The 14,236-nt window shown below is 31.3% G+C and carries 15 protein-coding genes; all 15 read right to left on the bottom strand.

Annotated features, from left to right (window positions below):
- Positions 1 to 27: 27 nt before the first annotated feature.
- The 15 genes from yqfD to M2651_RS05085 all read right to left on the bottom strand — a co-directional run bounded on the left by yqfD (position 28) and on the right by M2651_RS05085 (position 14,229).
- Positions 28 to 1,179, bottom strand: a complete 1,152-nt coding sequence (gene yqfD / locus M2651_RS05155; RefSeq protein WP_252131277.1) for a sporulation protein YqfD — start codon at positions 1,177 to 1,179, stop codon at positions 28 to 30.
- Positions 1,163 to 1,447, bottom strand: coding sequence for a sporulation protein YqfC (yqfC, locus tag M2651_RS05150; RefSeq protein ID WP_252131276.1), 285 nt, complete (start codon positions 1,445 to 1,447; stop codon positions 1,163 to 1,165). The genes yqfD and yqfC overlap by 17 nt, the downstream gene beginning before the upstream one ends.
- 121 nt (positions 1,448 to 1,568) lie before the next feature.
- A complete protein-coding gene (locus tag M2651_RS05145; protein ID WP_252131275.1) occupies positions 1,569 to 2,015 on the bottom strand; it encodes a GatB/YqeY domain-containing protein in 447 nt (148 codons plus the stop codon).
- A gap of 27 nt (positions 2,016 to 2,042) precedes the next feature.
- Positions 2,043 to 2,219: a 30S ribosomal protein S21 gene (gene rpsU, locus M2651_RS05140; RefSeq protein WP_252131274.1), complete on the bottom strand. Its 177-nt coding sequence runs from the start codon at positions 2,217 to 2,219 to the stop codon at positions 2,043 to 2,045.
- 131 nt (positions 2,220 to 2,350) lie between these two features.
- Positions 2,351 to 2,695: a histidine triad nucleotide-binding protein gene (locus tag M2651_RS05135; protein WP_252131273.1), complete on the bottom strand. Its 345-nt coding sequence runs from the start codon at positions 2,693 to 2,695 to the stop codon at positions 2,351 to 2,353.
- An 18-nt stretch (positions 2,696 to 2,713) separates the two neighbouring features.
- Positions 2,714 to 4,015 carry a tRNA (N(6)-L-threonylcarbamoyladenosine(37)-C(2))-methylthiotransferase MtaB gene (gene mtaB / locus M2651_RS05130; protein ID WP_252131272.1) on the bottom strand — a complete coding sequence of 434 codons (1,302 nt, stop codon included), beginning with the start codon at positions 4,013 to 4,015 and terminating at the stop codon, positions 2,714 to 2,716.
- Between the two features lie 11 nt (positions 4,016 to 4,026).
- Positions 4,027 to 4,773 carry a 16S rRNA (uracil(1498)-N(3))-methyltransferase gene (locus M2651_RS05125; RefSeq protein WP_252131271.1) on the bottom strand — a complete coding sequence of 249 codons (747 nt, stop codon included), beginning with the start codon at positions 4,771 to 4,773 and terminating at the stop codon, positions 4,027 to 4,029.
- A 12-nt stretch (positions 4,774 to 4,785) separates the two neighbouring features.
- Positions 4,786 to 5,724 (bottom strand): 50S ribosomal protein L11 methyltransferase, encoded by a 939-nt coding sequence (prmA, locus tag M2651_RS05120; protein WP_252131270.1) that lies wholly within the window; start codon positions 5,722 to 5,724, stop codon positions 4,786 to 4,788.
- A gap of 133 nt (positions 5,725 to 5,857) precedes the next feature.
- The gene (gene dnaJ / locus M2651_RS05115) at positions 5,858 to 6,982 is read right to left on the bottom strand and encodes a molecular chaperone DnaJ (protein ID WP_252131269.1); all 1,125 of its coding nucleotides are present in this window, start codon (positions 6,980 to 6,982) and stop codon (positions 5,858 to 5,860) included.
- Positions 6,983 to 7,077: 95 nt separating this feature from the next.
- Positions 7,078 to 8,931, bottom strand: coding sequence for a molecular chaperone DnaK (gene dnaK / locus M2651_RS05110; RefSeq protein ID WP_252131268.1), 1,854 nt, complete (start codon positions 8,929 to 8,931; stop codon positions 7,078 to 7,080).
- A 61-nt stretch (positions 8,932 to 8,992) separates the two neighbouring features.
- On the bottom strand, positions 8,993 to 9,601 hold the full coding sequence (grpE, locus tag M2651_RS05105; RefSeq protein ID WP_252131267.1) for a nucleotide exchange factor GrpE: 609 nt from the start codon (positions 9,599 to 9,601) through the stop codon (positions 8,993 to 8,995).
- 66 nt (positions 9,602 to 9,667) lie between these two features.
- On the bottom strand, positions 9,668 to 10,705 hold the full coding sequence (hrcA, locus tag M2651_RS05100) for a heat-inducible transcriptional repressor HrcA (protein WP_252131266.1): 1,038 nt from the start codon (positions 10,703 to 10,705) through the stop codon (positions 9,668 to 9,670).
- Positions 10,706 to 10,903: 198 nt separating this feature from the next.
- Positions 10,904 to 12,028 carry a radical SAM family heme chaperone HemW gene (gene hemW, locus M2651_RS05095; protein WP_252131265.1) on the bottom strand — a complete coding sequence of 375 codons (1,125 nt, stop codon included), beginning with the start codon at positions 12,026 to 12,028 and terminating at the stop codon, positions 10,904 to 10,906.
- A gap of 15 nt (positions 12,029 to 12,043) precedes the next feature.
- On the bottom strand, positions 12,044 to 13,849 hold the full coding sequence (lepA, locus tag M2651_RS05090) for a translation elongation factor 4 (protein WP_252131264.1): 1,806 nt from the start codon (positions 13,847 to 13,849) through the stop codon (positions 12,044 to 12,046).
- Positions 13,850 to 13,956: 107 nt separating this feature from the next.
- Complete coding sequence (locus M2651_RS05085) at positions 13,957 to 14,229, bottom strand: hypothetical protein (RefSeq protein WP_252131263.1); 273 nt, start codon at positions 14,227 to 14,229, stop codon at positions 13,957 to 13,959.
- Between the last annotated feature and the right edge of the window lie 7 nt (positions 14,230 to 14,236).

Here is a 14,236-nt window from a genome sequence, read left to right as displayed (position 1 = left end):
ACCTTTTGTTTATTAATTCTACTCTTTTCACTGAAGTTTTTCTTCAATTGCTATATTTTCTTCTGCAATTATAAGCACACGTACTCTTAAATTATCACCGGAAGATTCTGTATATATATTTTTATCTTGAATTTTTACTGTTTTATCCAAGCTTTCTATAATTTTTGAAAACAGTTCATCAGAAGTAGATTTTGTTACTGCGTCAACATCCAAAGAATAATTAATTTCCTTTGTTTCCTCATATATTTCTTTTTTAATAAATGAACTATTTTCTATTATTTTATCATAAGTTTTAAATTTATTTAAACTGTTTTTTAAATAAATTCTTTTTCCCATTATTTCTACATATATATTTTCAATTTTATTTCCTGTTTTCTCTTTTTTTATACCTTTTAATGGCACCTCTTTTATCTCCTCGTAAAAAGTTCTTGCATAAACACTCCCTTTTGCATGAACCGCATATGTACTACCATCTTTTCCTTGTTCACCCTTAACTATAATTTGTCCTGCTTTAACCATATCGCCTTTTTTTACAGTAGCAGTACCTGCAGCAGTAAATACTCTAACTATTTCTGCATCTTTTTTGGCAACTAAATTACATGGTTCAGTTTCTGTTATCATATTTGGCGGAGGAGTTTTTTCAATAGCATTAACTATTAACCTTGAACCTTCTATTCTTGCTCTAAAATACATTATACTATCATTATTACTTTTCAGCATTTTGTCTTGAAGCTCATATACATTTATTTTATTTTTACTAATACCGGGAACAATTCCATAAGACATTAGCTGCTGTCTTATTTCATATGGTGATAGATTATTTTCAGTTTGAATATCTATTCTCCATATAAATGTAGATAGGTAGTATAATATAAATACAAATAACAAAGACCCAAAGACTAAAGCTGTTCTTTTCCTCACTTTAATTAAAAAAAATGTTAGTCCTCTTCTATTTAATATTTTAATCTTAGTTTTAGTCCTCTTAGCTATCTCCTCAATTCTATTATAATCCTTTAAATTTATGTCCATAGTCATAGTAGTTATACTTTTTTTTCTTATATTTTTTATCTGAATTTCATTCTTCCAAAGTAGGTTTATAAATTTTTCTGGTATATGGGATTGTATTTCAATAGTTATTATTCCTTTCTTATATTTATCAAATTTATTCATTTCCTTCATAAACCACCGATTTAAATTTTCCACTGAGAGTTAATGTAGTGCCACCCATAAAAAGTATTTCAAACCCATACCCATATACCGTTATTAATCCTACATTTGAATTAACTTTAATTTCTTTTTCTTCAAAAAGTATTACACCCTTATGATTCTCTATAGTTATCTCATTATCTCCGGTTATCGTTATCCTAGGTATATTCATAACTACATCTCTAGGTAAATCTAATCTTTGAGCTAAAGTTTCTTTTGTCTTATTAAGCTTATTTTCCACACCTTACACCCCTAGAAAATACTTTCATACTAAATTTATGTTATATTATAATAATAAATGACAAAATAGAAAGCTCAAAAAAATAAAAAAGGTTCAGAAAACCGAACCTTTTACAACATTATTATTTATTTAAATGTTCCCTTACCATTTGACTTACAAGCTTACCATCAGCTCTTCCTTTTATTCTAGGAGCCAAACTTTGCATAACTTTACCCATATCTTTAATGCTATTTGCACCAACTTCAACAGCTGCATCTTGAATCATAACCAATATTTCTTCTTCACTTAACTGCTGAGGAAGGTAATCTAACAAGATCTCAATTTCAGCATTTGCTTTATGTACAAGATCCTGCCTATTTCCTTTTTCAAATTCCAGTATAGCTTCACGCCTTTGCTTTACTTCTCTAGCTAAAACTTCAATAATTTGCTCATCATCAAGCTTAACACCATCAGTTTTTTCTACCTGTAAAACAGCAGCTTTAGCCATACTTATAGTATCAGCCTTGAATTTATCTTTTGCCTTCAAAGCCTGCTTCCAATCTTCTTGCAGTCTTTCTTTAAGAGACATCTCTAGTACCCTCTTTCGAAAAGAATTCTATTTAAACTTTCTCTTTCTTGCAGCCTCAGACTTCTTTTTTCTTTTAACACTTGGCTTTTCATAATGTTCTCTCTTTCTAACTTCTGAAAGAACTCCTGCTCTAGCGCATTTTCTCTTAAATCTTCTTAATGCACTATCCAATGTTTCATTTTCTCCAACTCTAATTTCTGACATATCTTATCCCTCCCTCCGCTAGCACAATTTAATCAGTAAAAATTAAATGCAGCATCTATGGGCTAAACAGCACAATATTAATTATACAATATAGATTTATAAACTGTCAAGAATTTCATTTTAGCTTTATTTTAACCTGGAGGCCAATTTAAATTTCTACCTCCTAAAAGATGAAAATGTATATGGTAAACAGTTTGACCTGCATTCGCTCCGCAATTTGTCACTACTCTATAACCACTCTCAGCTATACCTAATTCAGCGGCAATTTTTTTACAAACAGTATAAATATGTCCTATTAAATTTTCATGTTTATCTTCTAGATCATTTATACTATTTATATGTTTTTTAGGAATAATTAATACATGTATTGGAGCTTCTGGATTAATATCTTTAAATGCTAATACCATTTCATCTTCATATACTTTTTCACAAGGTATTTTTCCTTCTATAATACTGCAGAATAAACAACCTTCCATAGTTTCACCTCCTTTAAGCTATGATTTAATTTCTCCTATCATAAACTCTTTCATAGATTCTATAAGTTTTGTTTGTATTATTTTTCCTTCTATATTATCGTTACATTTTGAAACTACCTTTATATAATTTGGTGTATATCCTTCATATTTTTCTTCATTATTATATCTTTGCTCATATAAAATATCCATAAATCTATCTTTGAATTTATTCATAAATTCATTTTCAAGCATATTATTAAGCTCTATAAGTTTATTGCTTCTCTCATCTTTAATGTCATTACTTACCTGATCACTCATTAAAGCAGCTTTAGTTCCAGTTCTAGGACTAAACTTAAACACATGCATTTTCGAAAGTTTTATATTCTTTAAAAAATTATAAGTAATACTAAATTCTTCTTCAGACTCTCCTGGAAAACCTACTATAATATCTGTAGTTATAGATACATCTTTTATATGCTTTCTTAAATCTTCTACTACTTTTCTATATTCTTCTGAAGTATAGCCCCTATTCATTCTTTTTAAAGTAGCATCACATCCACTTTGAAGAGATAGATGGAAATGAGGACATAATTTTTTTATATTTATTATTCTTTCAATTACACCTTCACTAAAGAACGTAGGATCAATTGAACCAATTCTTATCCTCTCAATTCCTTCCACATTATCTATTTGTTCAAGCAAATCTACTAAAGTGACACTCTTATCTAAATCAACCCCATAAGATGCAGTATGAATTCCAGATAATATGACTTCTTTAAAACCATTTTTCGCAAGTTCTTTTACTTCTGCAAGCACCTTTTCTGGACTTTTGCTGCATACCGCTCCACGAGCAAAAGGTATTAAACAGTATGAACAAAATCTATTACATCCATCCTGAATTTTTAAAAACGCTCTAGTTTTATTTTGATATTCTTCAATATTTAATTCTTCAAATACCTTATTTCTCAGTACATCTTTTACTTCAACAATCTGCTTTTTTTCTTCTCTAGCTCTATTAACCCAATAAACTATTTCCCCTTTATTTCTTGTACCTAAAACTACATCAACACCTTCAATTTTAGCTACTTCATTTGGAGCTATCTGAGAATAGCATCCTACTACAGCAATAATAGCATCAGGATTTTGCCTTCTTGCTCTATTTATCATTTGACGAGATTTTTTATCTCCCATATTTGTTACTGTACATGTATTTATAACATATACGTCTGCAAAGCTGTCATAAGAAGTTACTTCATAACCTTCTCTTAAAAACTTTTCGGTCATAGCTTCTGACTCATATTGATTTACTCTACAGCCTAGCGTTGAAAATGCAACCTTCATTAGATCCCCCCCTATAATCCTCCTATATCACCTAGTTCATACATTAGTAATGATACACAAACAAAGCCTGCGGTTTCAGTCCTTAGAATTCTTGGACCAAGCGTCACTATATGTGCTCCAATATTCCTGAAAACTTCTATTTCAGATTGCTCAAAACCGCCCTCAGGACCTATAACTATAGCAATATTTTTCGTATTATTTTTAACTGATTTTATAACATTCTTTATACCAAAACTCTCTTGATTTTCGTACGGTACTACAACTAAGTCCATAGTTTTTATATCATTTATAAGATGTTCAAACTCAATAGGAGTATTTATCTTTGGTATTAAAGTTCTTTTACATTGCTTACAAGCCTCTAGAGCTATTCTGTTCCATCTATCTACCTTTTTAAACTCGCCAAGCTCACTTTTTACAATTACTCTTTCTGTTATAACAGGTGTTATCTCTTTTACACCTAGTTCAGTTCCTTTTTGAACAATTAAATCCATTTTGCTTGACTTAGGAAGCCCTTGATAAAGATAAATATTAATTGGGCTTTCATTATTTACAGGAAGTTTTTCCAAAAGTTTTACTGTAACTTGTCTTTTATTTATCGATCTAATTTCACCTAAAAATTCACTTCCTTCAAGATTGTTAATACTTATTTTATCGCCAACACTTAGTCTTAATACTTTATAAATATGTTTTACGTCATCATCTTCAATAACTGCAAAATCACCATCAATATTCTCTTTCTTTACAAAAAACTTATGCATATGTTCTTCTCCTTATAAGCCTGCCACTATACATACCCATTCTCCAAGAGTATTAACTTCTTTGATATTAAACCCTATAGAAGTCAGCTTATTAACTACATCTTCTTTTCTATCCTTTATTATCCCTGAAGATATAAAATACCCTCCAGGCTGTAAAAATTTCTTTACATCTTCTGATAGTAATATAATTATATCTGCAATTATATTTGCAACAACTATATCTGCTTTTCCTTCTACAACTTCCATAAGGTTTCCATGTAGTATTTCAATGTTATTTAAATTATTAAATTTCACATTTGATTTCGCAGAATCTATTGCAACAGGATCTAAATCCACACCTACAACCTTTTTTGCTCCTAATTTAGCAGCAGTAATAGCTAATATTCCTGAACCAGTTCCAATATCAAATACTATAGCATCAGAGGATATATATTTTTCCAAAGCTTCAATACACATCATAGTAGTTTCATGAGTACCAGTACCAAAAGCCATACCAGGATCCATTTCTACTATAATTTCGTCATCCTTCTTCTCATACTTCTCCCAAATAGGTTTTATTACAATTTTTTCACCGATTTTTGTAGGCTTATAGTACTTCTTCCAATTATTAGCCCAATCCTCTTCATGAACTTCGTTAATAATAACTTTGCCCTCACCTATATCTAAATCCATTTGTCTAAGCTCAGCTAACTTATCTTCTATATATTTTTTAATCTTCGTCATATCTTCATCTAAGTTAAAATATCCCTTAACTACTGCAGCCTCATTGCCGTATTCAAAAATATTTATATCGGCAAAATCCCAAGTTAAAGGTCCTTGTTCTCTTTCTAAAATATCTCTAGGGTCTTCAATTGCAACTCCTTTAACATCTAAACCGTAAAATATACCTGTTATAGGCTCCACCCCATCACTGCTTGTTACAACTTTAACCTCTATCCATTTTCCATTCATTTTTTTCAATCCCTTCAAAATATATCTTTAATTATTATATTGTTTTTATTATTCCAAAACAATAGCCATACTAAACATATTTGAATAAACACAGTAAAACTTCGCTTTATATTTCATAAAGCGAAGTTTTATACTACTTTATTTTGTCTTTTAATTTGTCCATAAAAGATTTCTTTCCATCCTCACGTGCTTCACCAGTAGCTTCTACAAACATTTTAAGAGCTTCTTTTTGCTTTTCATTTAAAGTTTTAGGAATATCTACTATGATATTTACATATTGATCTCCTCTGCCGCTGCTGTTTACCCTTGGAACACCTTTTCCTTTAAGTCTAAACACTGTTCCTGGCTGTGTTCCAGCAGGCACTTCATATTTAACTTCTCCATCTACTGTAGGTACTTTTAACTCGCAACCTAAAGCAGCCTTTGCAAAACTAATATGTCTATCTATATAAATGTCAAAGCCTTTTCTCTTAAAGGTTGGATGCGATGAAACTCTTATGTTTACATATAAATCTCCTGGAGGTCCTCCATTAACTCCATGTTCTCCATGACCTCTTAAAGGTATAACATTTCCTGTGTCTACACCGGCAGGTACATTTATTTTTATTTTTCTATGTTTTCTTTCTTTTCCTGTTCCCTTACAAGTTGGGCATGGATCTGTTATTAATTTTCCCTTACCGCCGCACTTATCACAAGTGTTTACACTTACAAAGCTTCCAAGAGGAGTGTTTCTTTGAACTCTAACTTGACCAGAACCATTACATTTATCACAGGTTTTTGGTGATGTGCCTGGTTTCGAACCATTACCAGAACAAGTTTCACATCTTTCATATCTGTTTACTGCAATTTCTTTTTCTGCTCCAAATACAGCTTCTTCAAAAGTTAAATTTAAAGAATATTCAATATCGGCTCCTCTTTCAGGTCCATTTCTTCTTCGTCCTGCTCCAAATCCCCCTCCAAAAAAGCTTTCAAATATATCTCCAAAACCACCTATATCAGAAAAATCAAAACCACCCTGGAAACCTCCGCCTCCACTAAAATCTGTAGTTCCAAACTGATCATATTGAGCCTTTTTTTCAGGATCAGATAAAACTTGATAGGCTTCATTTATCTCTTTAAACTTTTCTTCTGCTTCCTTGTTTCCTTGATTTTTATCAGGATGATATTTAATAGCTAATTTTCTAAACGCTTTTTTTATTTCATCGTCACTAGCACCTTTTTGTAATCCAAGAACTTCGTAATAGTCTTTTTTCGCCATCCCGTTTTCACCACCTACATTTTGTAAATTACAACTAACTTAAATTAAGGGAGGGGTCATGTTACCCATCCCTTATATATTATACAGATTATTTATTATTTGTCATCTTCTACTTTAAAATCTGCATCTACTACATTGTCATCTTTTGGTCCTTGAGTTCCAGTATTTGCTCCTCCCATATTATTCGGATCAAAGCCTGCTCCTGCTGCTCCACCATTTGCTTGATATATCTTAGCAGATACAGCATAAAACTCTTGAGTTAATTCTTCAGTAGCTTTCTTTATAGCTTCCAAATCATTTCCGTCTTTAACAGCATTTACAGCTTTTATTTTTTCTTCTATTTTAGCTTTGTCTTCTGCAGACACCTTATCTCCTAAATCCTTTAAAGTTTTTTCTGATTGATACACCATTTGATCAGCATTATTTTTAACTTCTACAGATTCTTTTCTCTTTCTATCTTCTTCTGCGTATCTTTCTGCCTCTTTTACTGCTTTATCAATTTCTTCATCACTTAGATTTGTTGAAGCAGTAATTGTTATGTTTGCTTCTTTACCAGTTCCTTTATCTTTTGCAGAAACATTAACTATACCATTTGCATCTATATCAAAAGTAACTTCTATTTGTGGAACTCCTCTTGGAGCTGGTGCAATTCCTGAAAGTGTAAATCTTCCAAGTGACTTATTATCTGCAGCCATCTGTCTTTCACCTTGAACAATATTTATCTCAACAGACGTTTGCCCATCAGCTGCAGTTGAGAATATTTGACTCTTTCTAGTTGGTATTGTTGTATTTCTTGGAATCAAAGGTGTAGCTACTCCACCTAAAGTTTCAATTCCTAGTGTTAATGGTGTTACATCAAGAAGCAATACGTCTTTAACATCTCCAGTTAAAACACCTGCCTGAATTGCAGCACCTACTGCCACACATTCATCTGGATTAACTCCTTTAGATGGTTCTTTACCAGTAAAGTTCTTAACTGCTTCTTGAACAGCTGGTATTCTTGTAGAACCACCAACTAATATAACTTTATCTATTTCATTTATTGAAAGTCCTGCATCGTTAAGCGCTTTTCTCATAGGCTCAATAGTAGCCTCTACTAAATCATGAGTAAGTTCATTAAATTTAGCTCTTGTTAAATTCATATCTATATGCTTTGGACCAGTTGCATCAGCAGTTATAAATGGAAGATTTATATTTGTCTGTAATGAAGAAGATAATTCTATTTTAGCTTTTTCAGCTGCTTCTTTTAATCTTTGAAGAGCCATCTTATCATTTCTTAAATCTATTCCATTTTCTCTTTTGAAAGTATCAGCTATATAATCCATTATCCTTTGGTCAAAGTCGTCTCCACCAAGTCTAGTATTACCATTGGTAGCCTTTACTTCAAATACTCCATCACCAAGTTCAAGTATGGATACATCAAATGTACCACCACCTAAGTCATATACAAATATTTTATGGCTTTCATCCTGTTTATCAAGTCCATATGCAAGAGAAGCTGCTGTTGGTTCGTTTATTATTCTTAAAACTTCAAGGCCTGCAATTTTACCAGCATCCTTAGTTGCTTGTCTCTGGCTATCATTAAAATATGCTGGTACAGTTATAACAGCTTGAGTAACTTTTTCGCCAAGATAAGCTTCTGCATCTGCCTTTATCTTCATAAGTATCATAGCTGAAATTTCTTGTGGAGTATATTCTTTTCCATCAATATTTACCTTATGGTTAGTTCCCATATGTCTCTTAATAGATATAATAGTCTTATCAGGATTAGTTATAGCCTGTCTTTTTGCAACCTGTCCTACTAATCTTTCTCCACTTGCTTGAAAGGACACTACAGATGGTGTAGTTCTTCCTCCTTCCGCATTAGGTATTACAACTGGTTCCCCACCTTCCATTACTGCAACACATGAATTAGTTGTTCCTAAATCAATTCCAATTACTTTTCCCATTTAAAAATCCTCCTTTGAATTTCTTAAACATTATATATTAAGGTTATAATTACTATAAAGATTAATTTGCAACCTTTACCATGCTGTGTCTTAATACTTTGTCTCCTCTTTTATACCCCTTTTGGAAAACTTCAGCTATAACATTAGTTCCCAAGTTGCTGTCTTCTATATGCATTACTGCATTGTGTAAATTAGGATCAAAGCCATTATCTACTGGAATTTCTTCAACCTGCAATTTTTCTAAACTGTCTTTAAATTGTCTTATAGTCATATCAATTCCTTTTTTTATATCCTCTACACTTCCATTAACTGCTGCTGCCCTTTCTAAATTATCCAGCACTGGAAACATATTTTTAAGCACATCCTCACAAGCATCTGTATAAATTCCTTCTTTTTCCTTAGCAGTCCTTTTTCTATAATTTTCATACTCTGCTGTAAGTCTCAAAAGCCTGTCTTTTACAGCGTTAAGTTCATTTTGCAGCTTAGTATTTTCATCTACTAACTTTTTATTGGAAGTCTGAAGTTCCTCAACTACCGCTTCCAGAGAAACTATATGTTCCTCATCAATACCTTCAAACTCTTGATCCTCTAAAATCTCTGACTCTTCAAGAGTTTCTTCTTTAACTTCCACTTCCTCATAATTTGTTTCATCATTTTTCTTCTTTTCCATTATTCACTTCTTCCTTCCTTAAGTTTCAAAATTTAAAATAACAATTCTTGTAAAATAAATTATAACTTATTTATTTTCTAGATAAGTCTGATTTAAAGTATCATTTATTTCCTTCATAATCTTTGTTAGAAGGGAAACTATTTTGGAATAAGGTATTCTTGTAGGTCCTATAACTCCTATAGCTCCTAAGGGTCTGCCACCCAAACTATATACTCCTGAAACTACACTACAATCTTTTGCACCTTCTAAATAATTTTCTTCACCTATGCTTATAGAAATACTATTATTGGTATTTAATAACCTTTGTAAATTTTCTTTATTATTTAATAAATATAGAAACTCTCTAGCTTTTTCTATATCGTTATATTCTGGATAATTAAATATATTTGTTGTACCCTCTAAATACACTTCGGAAGTTTCTGCTGAATTTAAACTATCATAAAGAGCTGGAATAATAGCATCAAATATTTCTTCATGATTTATCAAATCATTCTTTATACTGTTAATTACTGAAAGATTTATTTGTTCTATAGTTAAATTTTTAAGTTTAGCATTTAAAAGATTATTAAGCTTAAGCAGTATATCAGTACTCACTGGCTTTCTAACTCTAATTATAGTATTTTTTATTAGATTAGTATCAGTAATAATTACAGCAAGAATGCTAGTACTATCTACGTTTATAAGCTGTATTGACTTTATAAAACTCTTTTTTGCAGAAGGAGCCTTCACTATGCAAGTTAACTTTGTAAGCTCAGATAACAGTTGTGTAGCTTGCTTAATAACTTTATCAATTTCATAAAGAGCTGCATTTAATATTTGGCTTTTAATCAAAAGTTCTTCCTCTAAAGATAATGTCGGCACTTGCATAAGCTTATCTACATATAATCTATACCCTTTATCTGAAGGTTTCCTGCCTGATGATGTATGCAGATGTTCAAGATATCCCATCTCTTCTAAATCAGCCATTTCATTTCTAATAGTTGCAGAACTAACTCCTAAATTGTACTTTTTTGCTATGGTTCTGGACCCTACAGGCTCTGCGGTGTTAATATAATCATTAATTATTGCCTGAAGTATTTTAATTTTTCTTTCATCCATTTCCATATTATCCTCCCAACATTGTTAATTCTGCTTTTATTATTTTTATTAGCACTCTTCGCTAGTGAGTGCTAATCACTATGATTAAAAAATATCACTCTCCTATTATTTTGTCAATTTATTATTATCCGCATAATCAAGTAATATTAGGCCAAAAGTTTTTTTTACCTTAAGTTTCTCTTATTTTCTTCTCTTTTCTCCTAATTACAATATAAATTCACACATAACTCTATTTGATAGCTCTATTCCTCTTGGAGATAAATATATATACTTTCCATCACTTTTCAATAGTTTATTTTTTAAAAATTTTTCTATAACAATTCCATATACCTTATTAATATCTTTATTAAATCTTTTATTGAATTCCTCTATAGATATTCCTTCTATCTTTCTAAGTCCCATAAACATAAATTCTTCCATATCATCTTTTAAAGAGTTAATATGTTCTTCTGCTACCGGACTTTTATTATCATTTATCATACATATATATTTTTCTATATCTTCATAATTTCTATACCTAATACCATTAACATAAGAATGTGCTCCCATACCGCATCCTATATAATAATTTAAATTCCAATAAGTTAAATTATGCCTGCACTGGAATTCTGGCTTTGAAAAGTTTGATATTTCATATTGTTCGTAACCAATACTTTTCAAAAAATCTACTGCAAATTGGTACATCTTTCTTTCATCCTCTTCCTCTGGAAGATTTAATTTGCCTAATTTATCTAGATTACAAAAAGGTGTTCCATCCTCCACAATAAGACTGTAGCAAGAAATATGCTCTGGCTTTAAATTTGATACATTAATAAGTGATTCCTTCCAATCTTCTATACTTTGTCCTGGAAGTCCAAACATAAGATCTATATTTATATTGTTGAAACCTATATCTCTTGCGCTTAAATAACTTTCTCTGAACTGCTCTAAAGTATGCACTCTTCCTAAATTTTTCAGTAATCTATCCTGCCAAGCCTGGAGCCCTATGCTTAATCTGTTTACACCCATGCTTTTAAAAAACTTTAACTTCTCCTTATTAAGGCTGTCTGGATTACCTTCTATAGTAAATTCCAAATCATCAGCCTTGCATAACTTATCAATAGAATTTTTTAAATACTCTAGGCATTCTAAACATAAATAGGTGGGAGTACCCCCACCTATAAAGATTGTATTTATTTTATCATAATTTGAATTATCGATTTCTTTACATAAAGCTTTTACATAATCAAGCATAAGACTTTCTTTTCCTGAAAAGGATGGAAAATCACAGTATAGACACTTTTGCTTACAGAAAGGAACATGTATATATAGTGCTAATCCCTTATTCATATAAATTTACTCCTATTAATCTACTTTTAATACTGACATAAAAGCTTCTTGCGGAACTTCAACTGTACCGATTTGCCTCATTCTCTTTTTACCTTCCTTTTGCTTTTCAAGGAGCTTTTTCTTTCTTGTTATATCTCCTCCATAACACTTAGCCAAAACATCTTTTCTTAATGCTTTAACAGTTTCTCTAGCAATTACCTTGCCCCCTACTGCAGCCTGAATTGGTATTTCAAACTGCTGTCTTGGTATAATCTCCTTAAGCTTTTCAGTCATTGCTCTCCCTCTTGAGTATGCTCTTTCATCAGGAACTATCATTGAGAGAGCATCTACAATATCGCCATTTAAAAGTATATCCAATTTTACAAGCTTACTTTGTGCATATCCTTTAAGTTCATAATCAAGTGAAGCATACCCTCTAGTTCGAGATTTTAAAGCATCAAAAAAGTCATATATTATTTCATTTAATGGAATATCGTAATTTAATACTGCTCTTGTAGCTTCAAGATACTGCATATCTTTAAATGTTCCTCTTCTATTTTGACATAATTCCATAACAGCCCCAACATACTCTGTTGGTGTTATTATAGAAGCTTTAACTATAGGTTCCTGCATTGAAGCTATCTTTGATGGTTCTGGCATATTAGTAGGATTAGTAAGTTCCATTGTACTTCCATCTGTATTTATTACCCTATATATAACAGAAGGAGCTGTAGTTATAATATCAATATTAAATTCTCTCTCAATTCTTTCCTGTATAACTTCCATGTGTAAAAGCCCTAGGAATCCACACCTAAATCCGAAACCTAATGCTATAGACGTTTCTGGTTCAAAATTAAGAGCTGCATCATTTAATTGAAGCTTTTCTAATGCTTCTTTAAGCTCTTCATAGTCAGCACCATCCACAGGATAAATACCGCTGAAAACCATAGGTACAGCAGGCCTGTATCCTTCTAATTGTTCCTTTGCTGGTCTATCTGCTTCAGTAATTGTATCTCCTACTCTGGCATCCCTTACATTCTTTATTGATGCAGTCAAATACCCTACATCTCCTGCACGAAGCTCTTCAATTGGTACCATCTGCGGTGCAAATATTCCCACTTCAGTAACCTCATAAACCTTATCTGTGGCCATAAGCTTAATTTTTGTACCAGCTTTTACCTTACCCTCTTTAATTCTTAAATAACAAACCACTCCTTTATAGCTGTCATAATAAGAATCAAAAATAAGAGCTTTTAATGGAGCATCTTCATCTCCTTTAGGACAAGGTATCTTTTCAACTACAGCTTCCAAAACCTGCTCAATATTTAACCCAGATTTCGCAGAAACAAGAGGAGCATCTTCTGCTTCTATACCTATAACTTCTTCTATTTCCTGTTTTACTTCATCAGGTCTTGCACTTGCAAGGTCAATTTTATTTATTACAGGCACAATTTCTAAATTATGATCTAGAGCTAAATAACAATTGGCTAAAGTTTGAGCCTGTATACCTTGAGTAGCATCTACTACTAATATGGCACCCTCACAGGCTGCTAAGCTTCTTGATACTTCATAATTAAAATCCACATGGCCAGGAGTATCTATTAAATTCAGTATATACTCTTCTCCATTTTCTCTTTTATAAACAAGCCTTGCTGCCTGTGCTTTTATTGTTATGCCTCTTTCTCTCTCAAGTTCCATATTATCAAGCACTTGTTCTTCCATTTCTCTTTGGGTTAAAGTTCCTGTTCTTTCTATTAATCTATCTGCAAGTGTAGATTTTCCATGATCTATATGTGCAATTATTGAAAAATTTCTTATATATTTTTGTCTATCTGTAGCCATCACTTTTACCCCCATTACGTAATAAATCAAAATAAATTATACCACAATACTCCAAGAACCTGTCAACTAATACTATAACTACAATTGAAGTTTATTATAATTTCGTATTATTCTGCTTTATCAATAGAAATATTTTCTTTTAAATTATTAAATAAATGAACTGCCGTATCTTTAATATTACATATAGACTTATCATTTATATAAATAATGTAATCTCCTATATCAAATTCTAAATTAAATGGATTTTTTTCATAAGTAACTTTAAGAGATGATCTATCTTTAATAAACATAGGCAATTCGCTACTTACCTTTATGAAGCCATACACTAATATTCCAAATATAAGAACAAAAATCATAATATATTTTATTTTTTTTAACATAAAAAGC

The organism is Clostridium caldaquaticum (assembly GCF_023806125.1).
Taxonomy (GTDB): Bacteria; Bacillota; Clostridia; order Clostridiales; family Clostridiaceae; genus Clostridium_AT; species Clostridium_AT caldaquaticum.
Note: the sequence above shows the minus strand (reverse complement) of the source record. Positions and strands in the feature narration are given on the sequence as shown.

What these genes read in the sequence shown, in the direction of transcription:
- yqfD (WP_252131277.1), bottom strand. Translation starts at nt 1,179, where the DNA reads ATGAAGGAAATGAATAAATTTGATAAATATAAGAAAGGAATAATAACT.
- M2651_RS05145 (WP_252131275.1), bottom strand. Translation starts at nt 2,015, where the DNA reads ATGTCTCTTAAAGAAAGACTGCAAGAAGATTGGAAGCAGGCTTTGAAG.
- rpsU (WP_252131274.1), bottom strand. Translation starts at nt 2,219, where the DNA reads ATGTCAGAAATTAGAGTTGGAGAAAATGAAACATTGGATAGTGCATTA.
- M2651_RS05135 (WP_252131273.1), bottom strand. Translation starts at nt 2,695, where the DNA reads ATGGAAGGTTGTTTATTCTGCAGTATTATAGAAGGAAAAATACCTTGT.
- mtaB (WP_252131272.1), bottom strand. Translation starts at nt 4,015, where the DNA reads ATGAAGGTTGCATTTTCAACGCTAGGCTGTAGAGTAAATCAATATGAG.
- M2651_RS05125 (WP_252131271.1), bottom strand. Translation starts at nt 4,773, where the DNA reads ATGCATAAGTTTTTTGTAAAGAAAGAGAATATTGATGGTGATTTTGCA.
- prmA (WP_252131270.1), bottom strand. Translation starts at nt 5,724, where the DNA reads ATGAATGGAAAATGGATAGAGGTTAAAGTTGTAACAAGCAGTGATGGG.
- dnaJ (WP_252131269.1), bottom strand. Translation starts at nt 6,982, where the DNA reads ATGGCGAAAAAAGACTATTACGAAGTTCTTGGATTACAAAAAGGTGCT.
- dnaK (WP_252131268.1), bottom strand. Translation starts at nt 8,931, where the DNA reads ATGGGAAAAGTAATTGGAATTGATTTAGGAACAACTAATTCATGTGTT.
- grpE (WP_252131267.1), bottom strand. Translation starts at nt 9,601, where the DNA reads ATGGAAAAGAAGAAAAATGATGAAACAAATTATGAGGAAGTGGAAGTT.
- hrcA (WP_252131266.1), bottom strand. Translation starts at nt 10,705, where the DNA reads ATGGAAATGGATGAAAGAAAAATTAAAATACTTCAGGCAATAATTAAT.
- hemW (WP_252131265.1), bottom strand. Translation starts at nt 12,028, where the DNA reads ATGAATAAGGGATTAGCACTATATATACATGTTCCTTTCTGTAAGCAA.
- lepA (WP_252131264.1), bottom strand. Translation starts at nt 13,849, where the DNA reads ATGGCTACAGATAGACAAAAATATATAAGAAATTTTTCAATAATTGCA.
- M2651_RS05085 (WP_252131263.1), bottom strand. Translation starts at nt 14,229, where the DNA reads ATGTTAAAAAAAATAAAATATATTATGATTTTTGTTCTTATATTTGGA.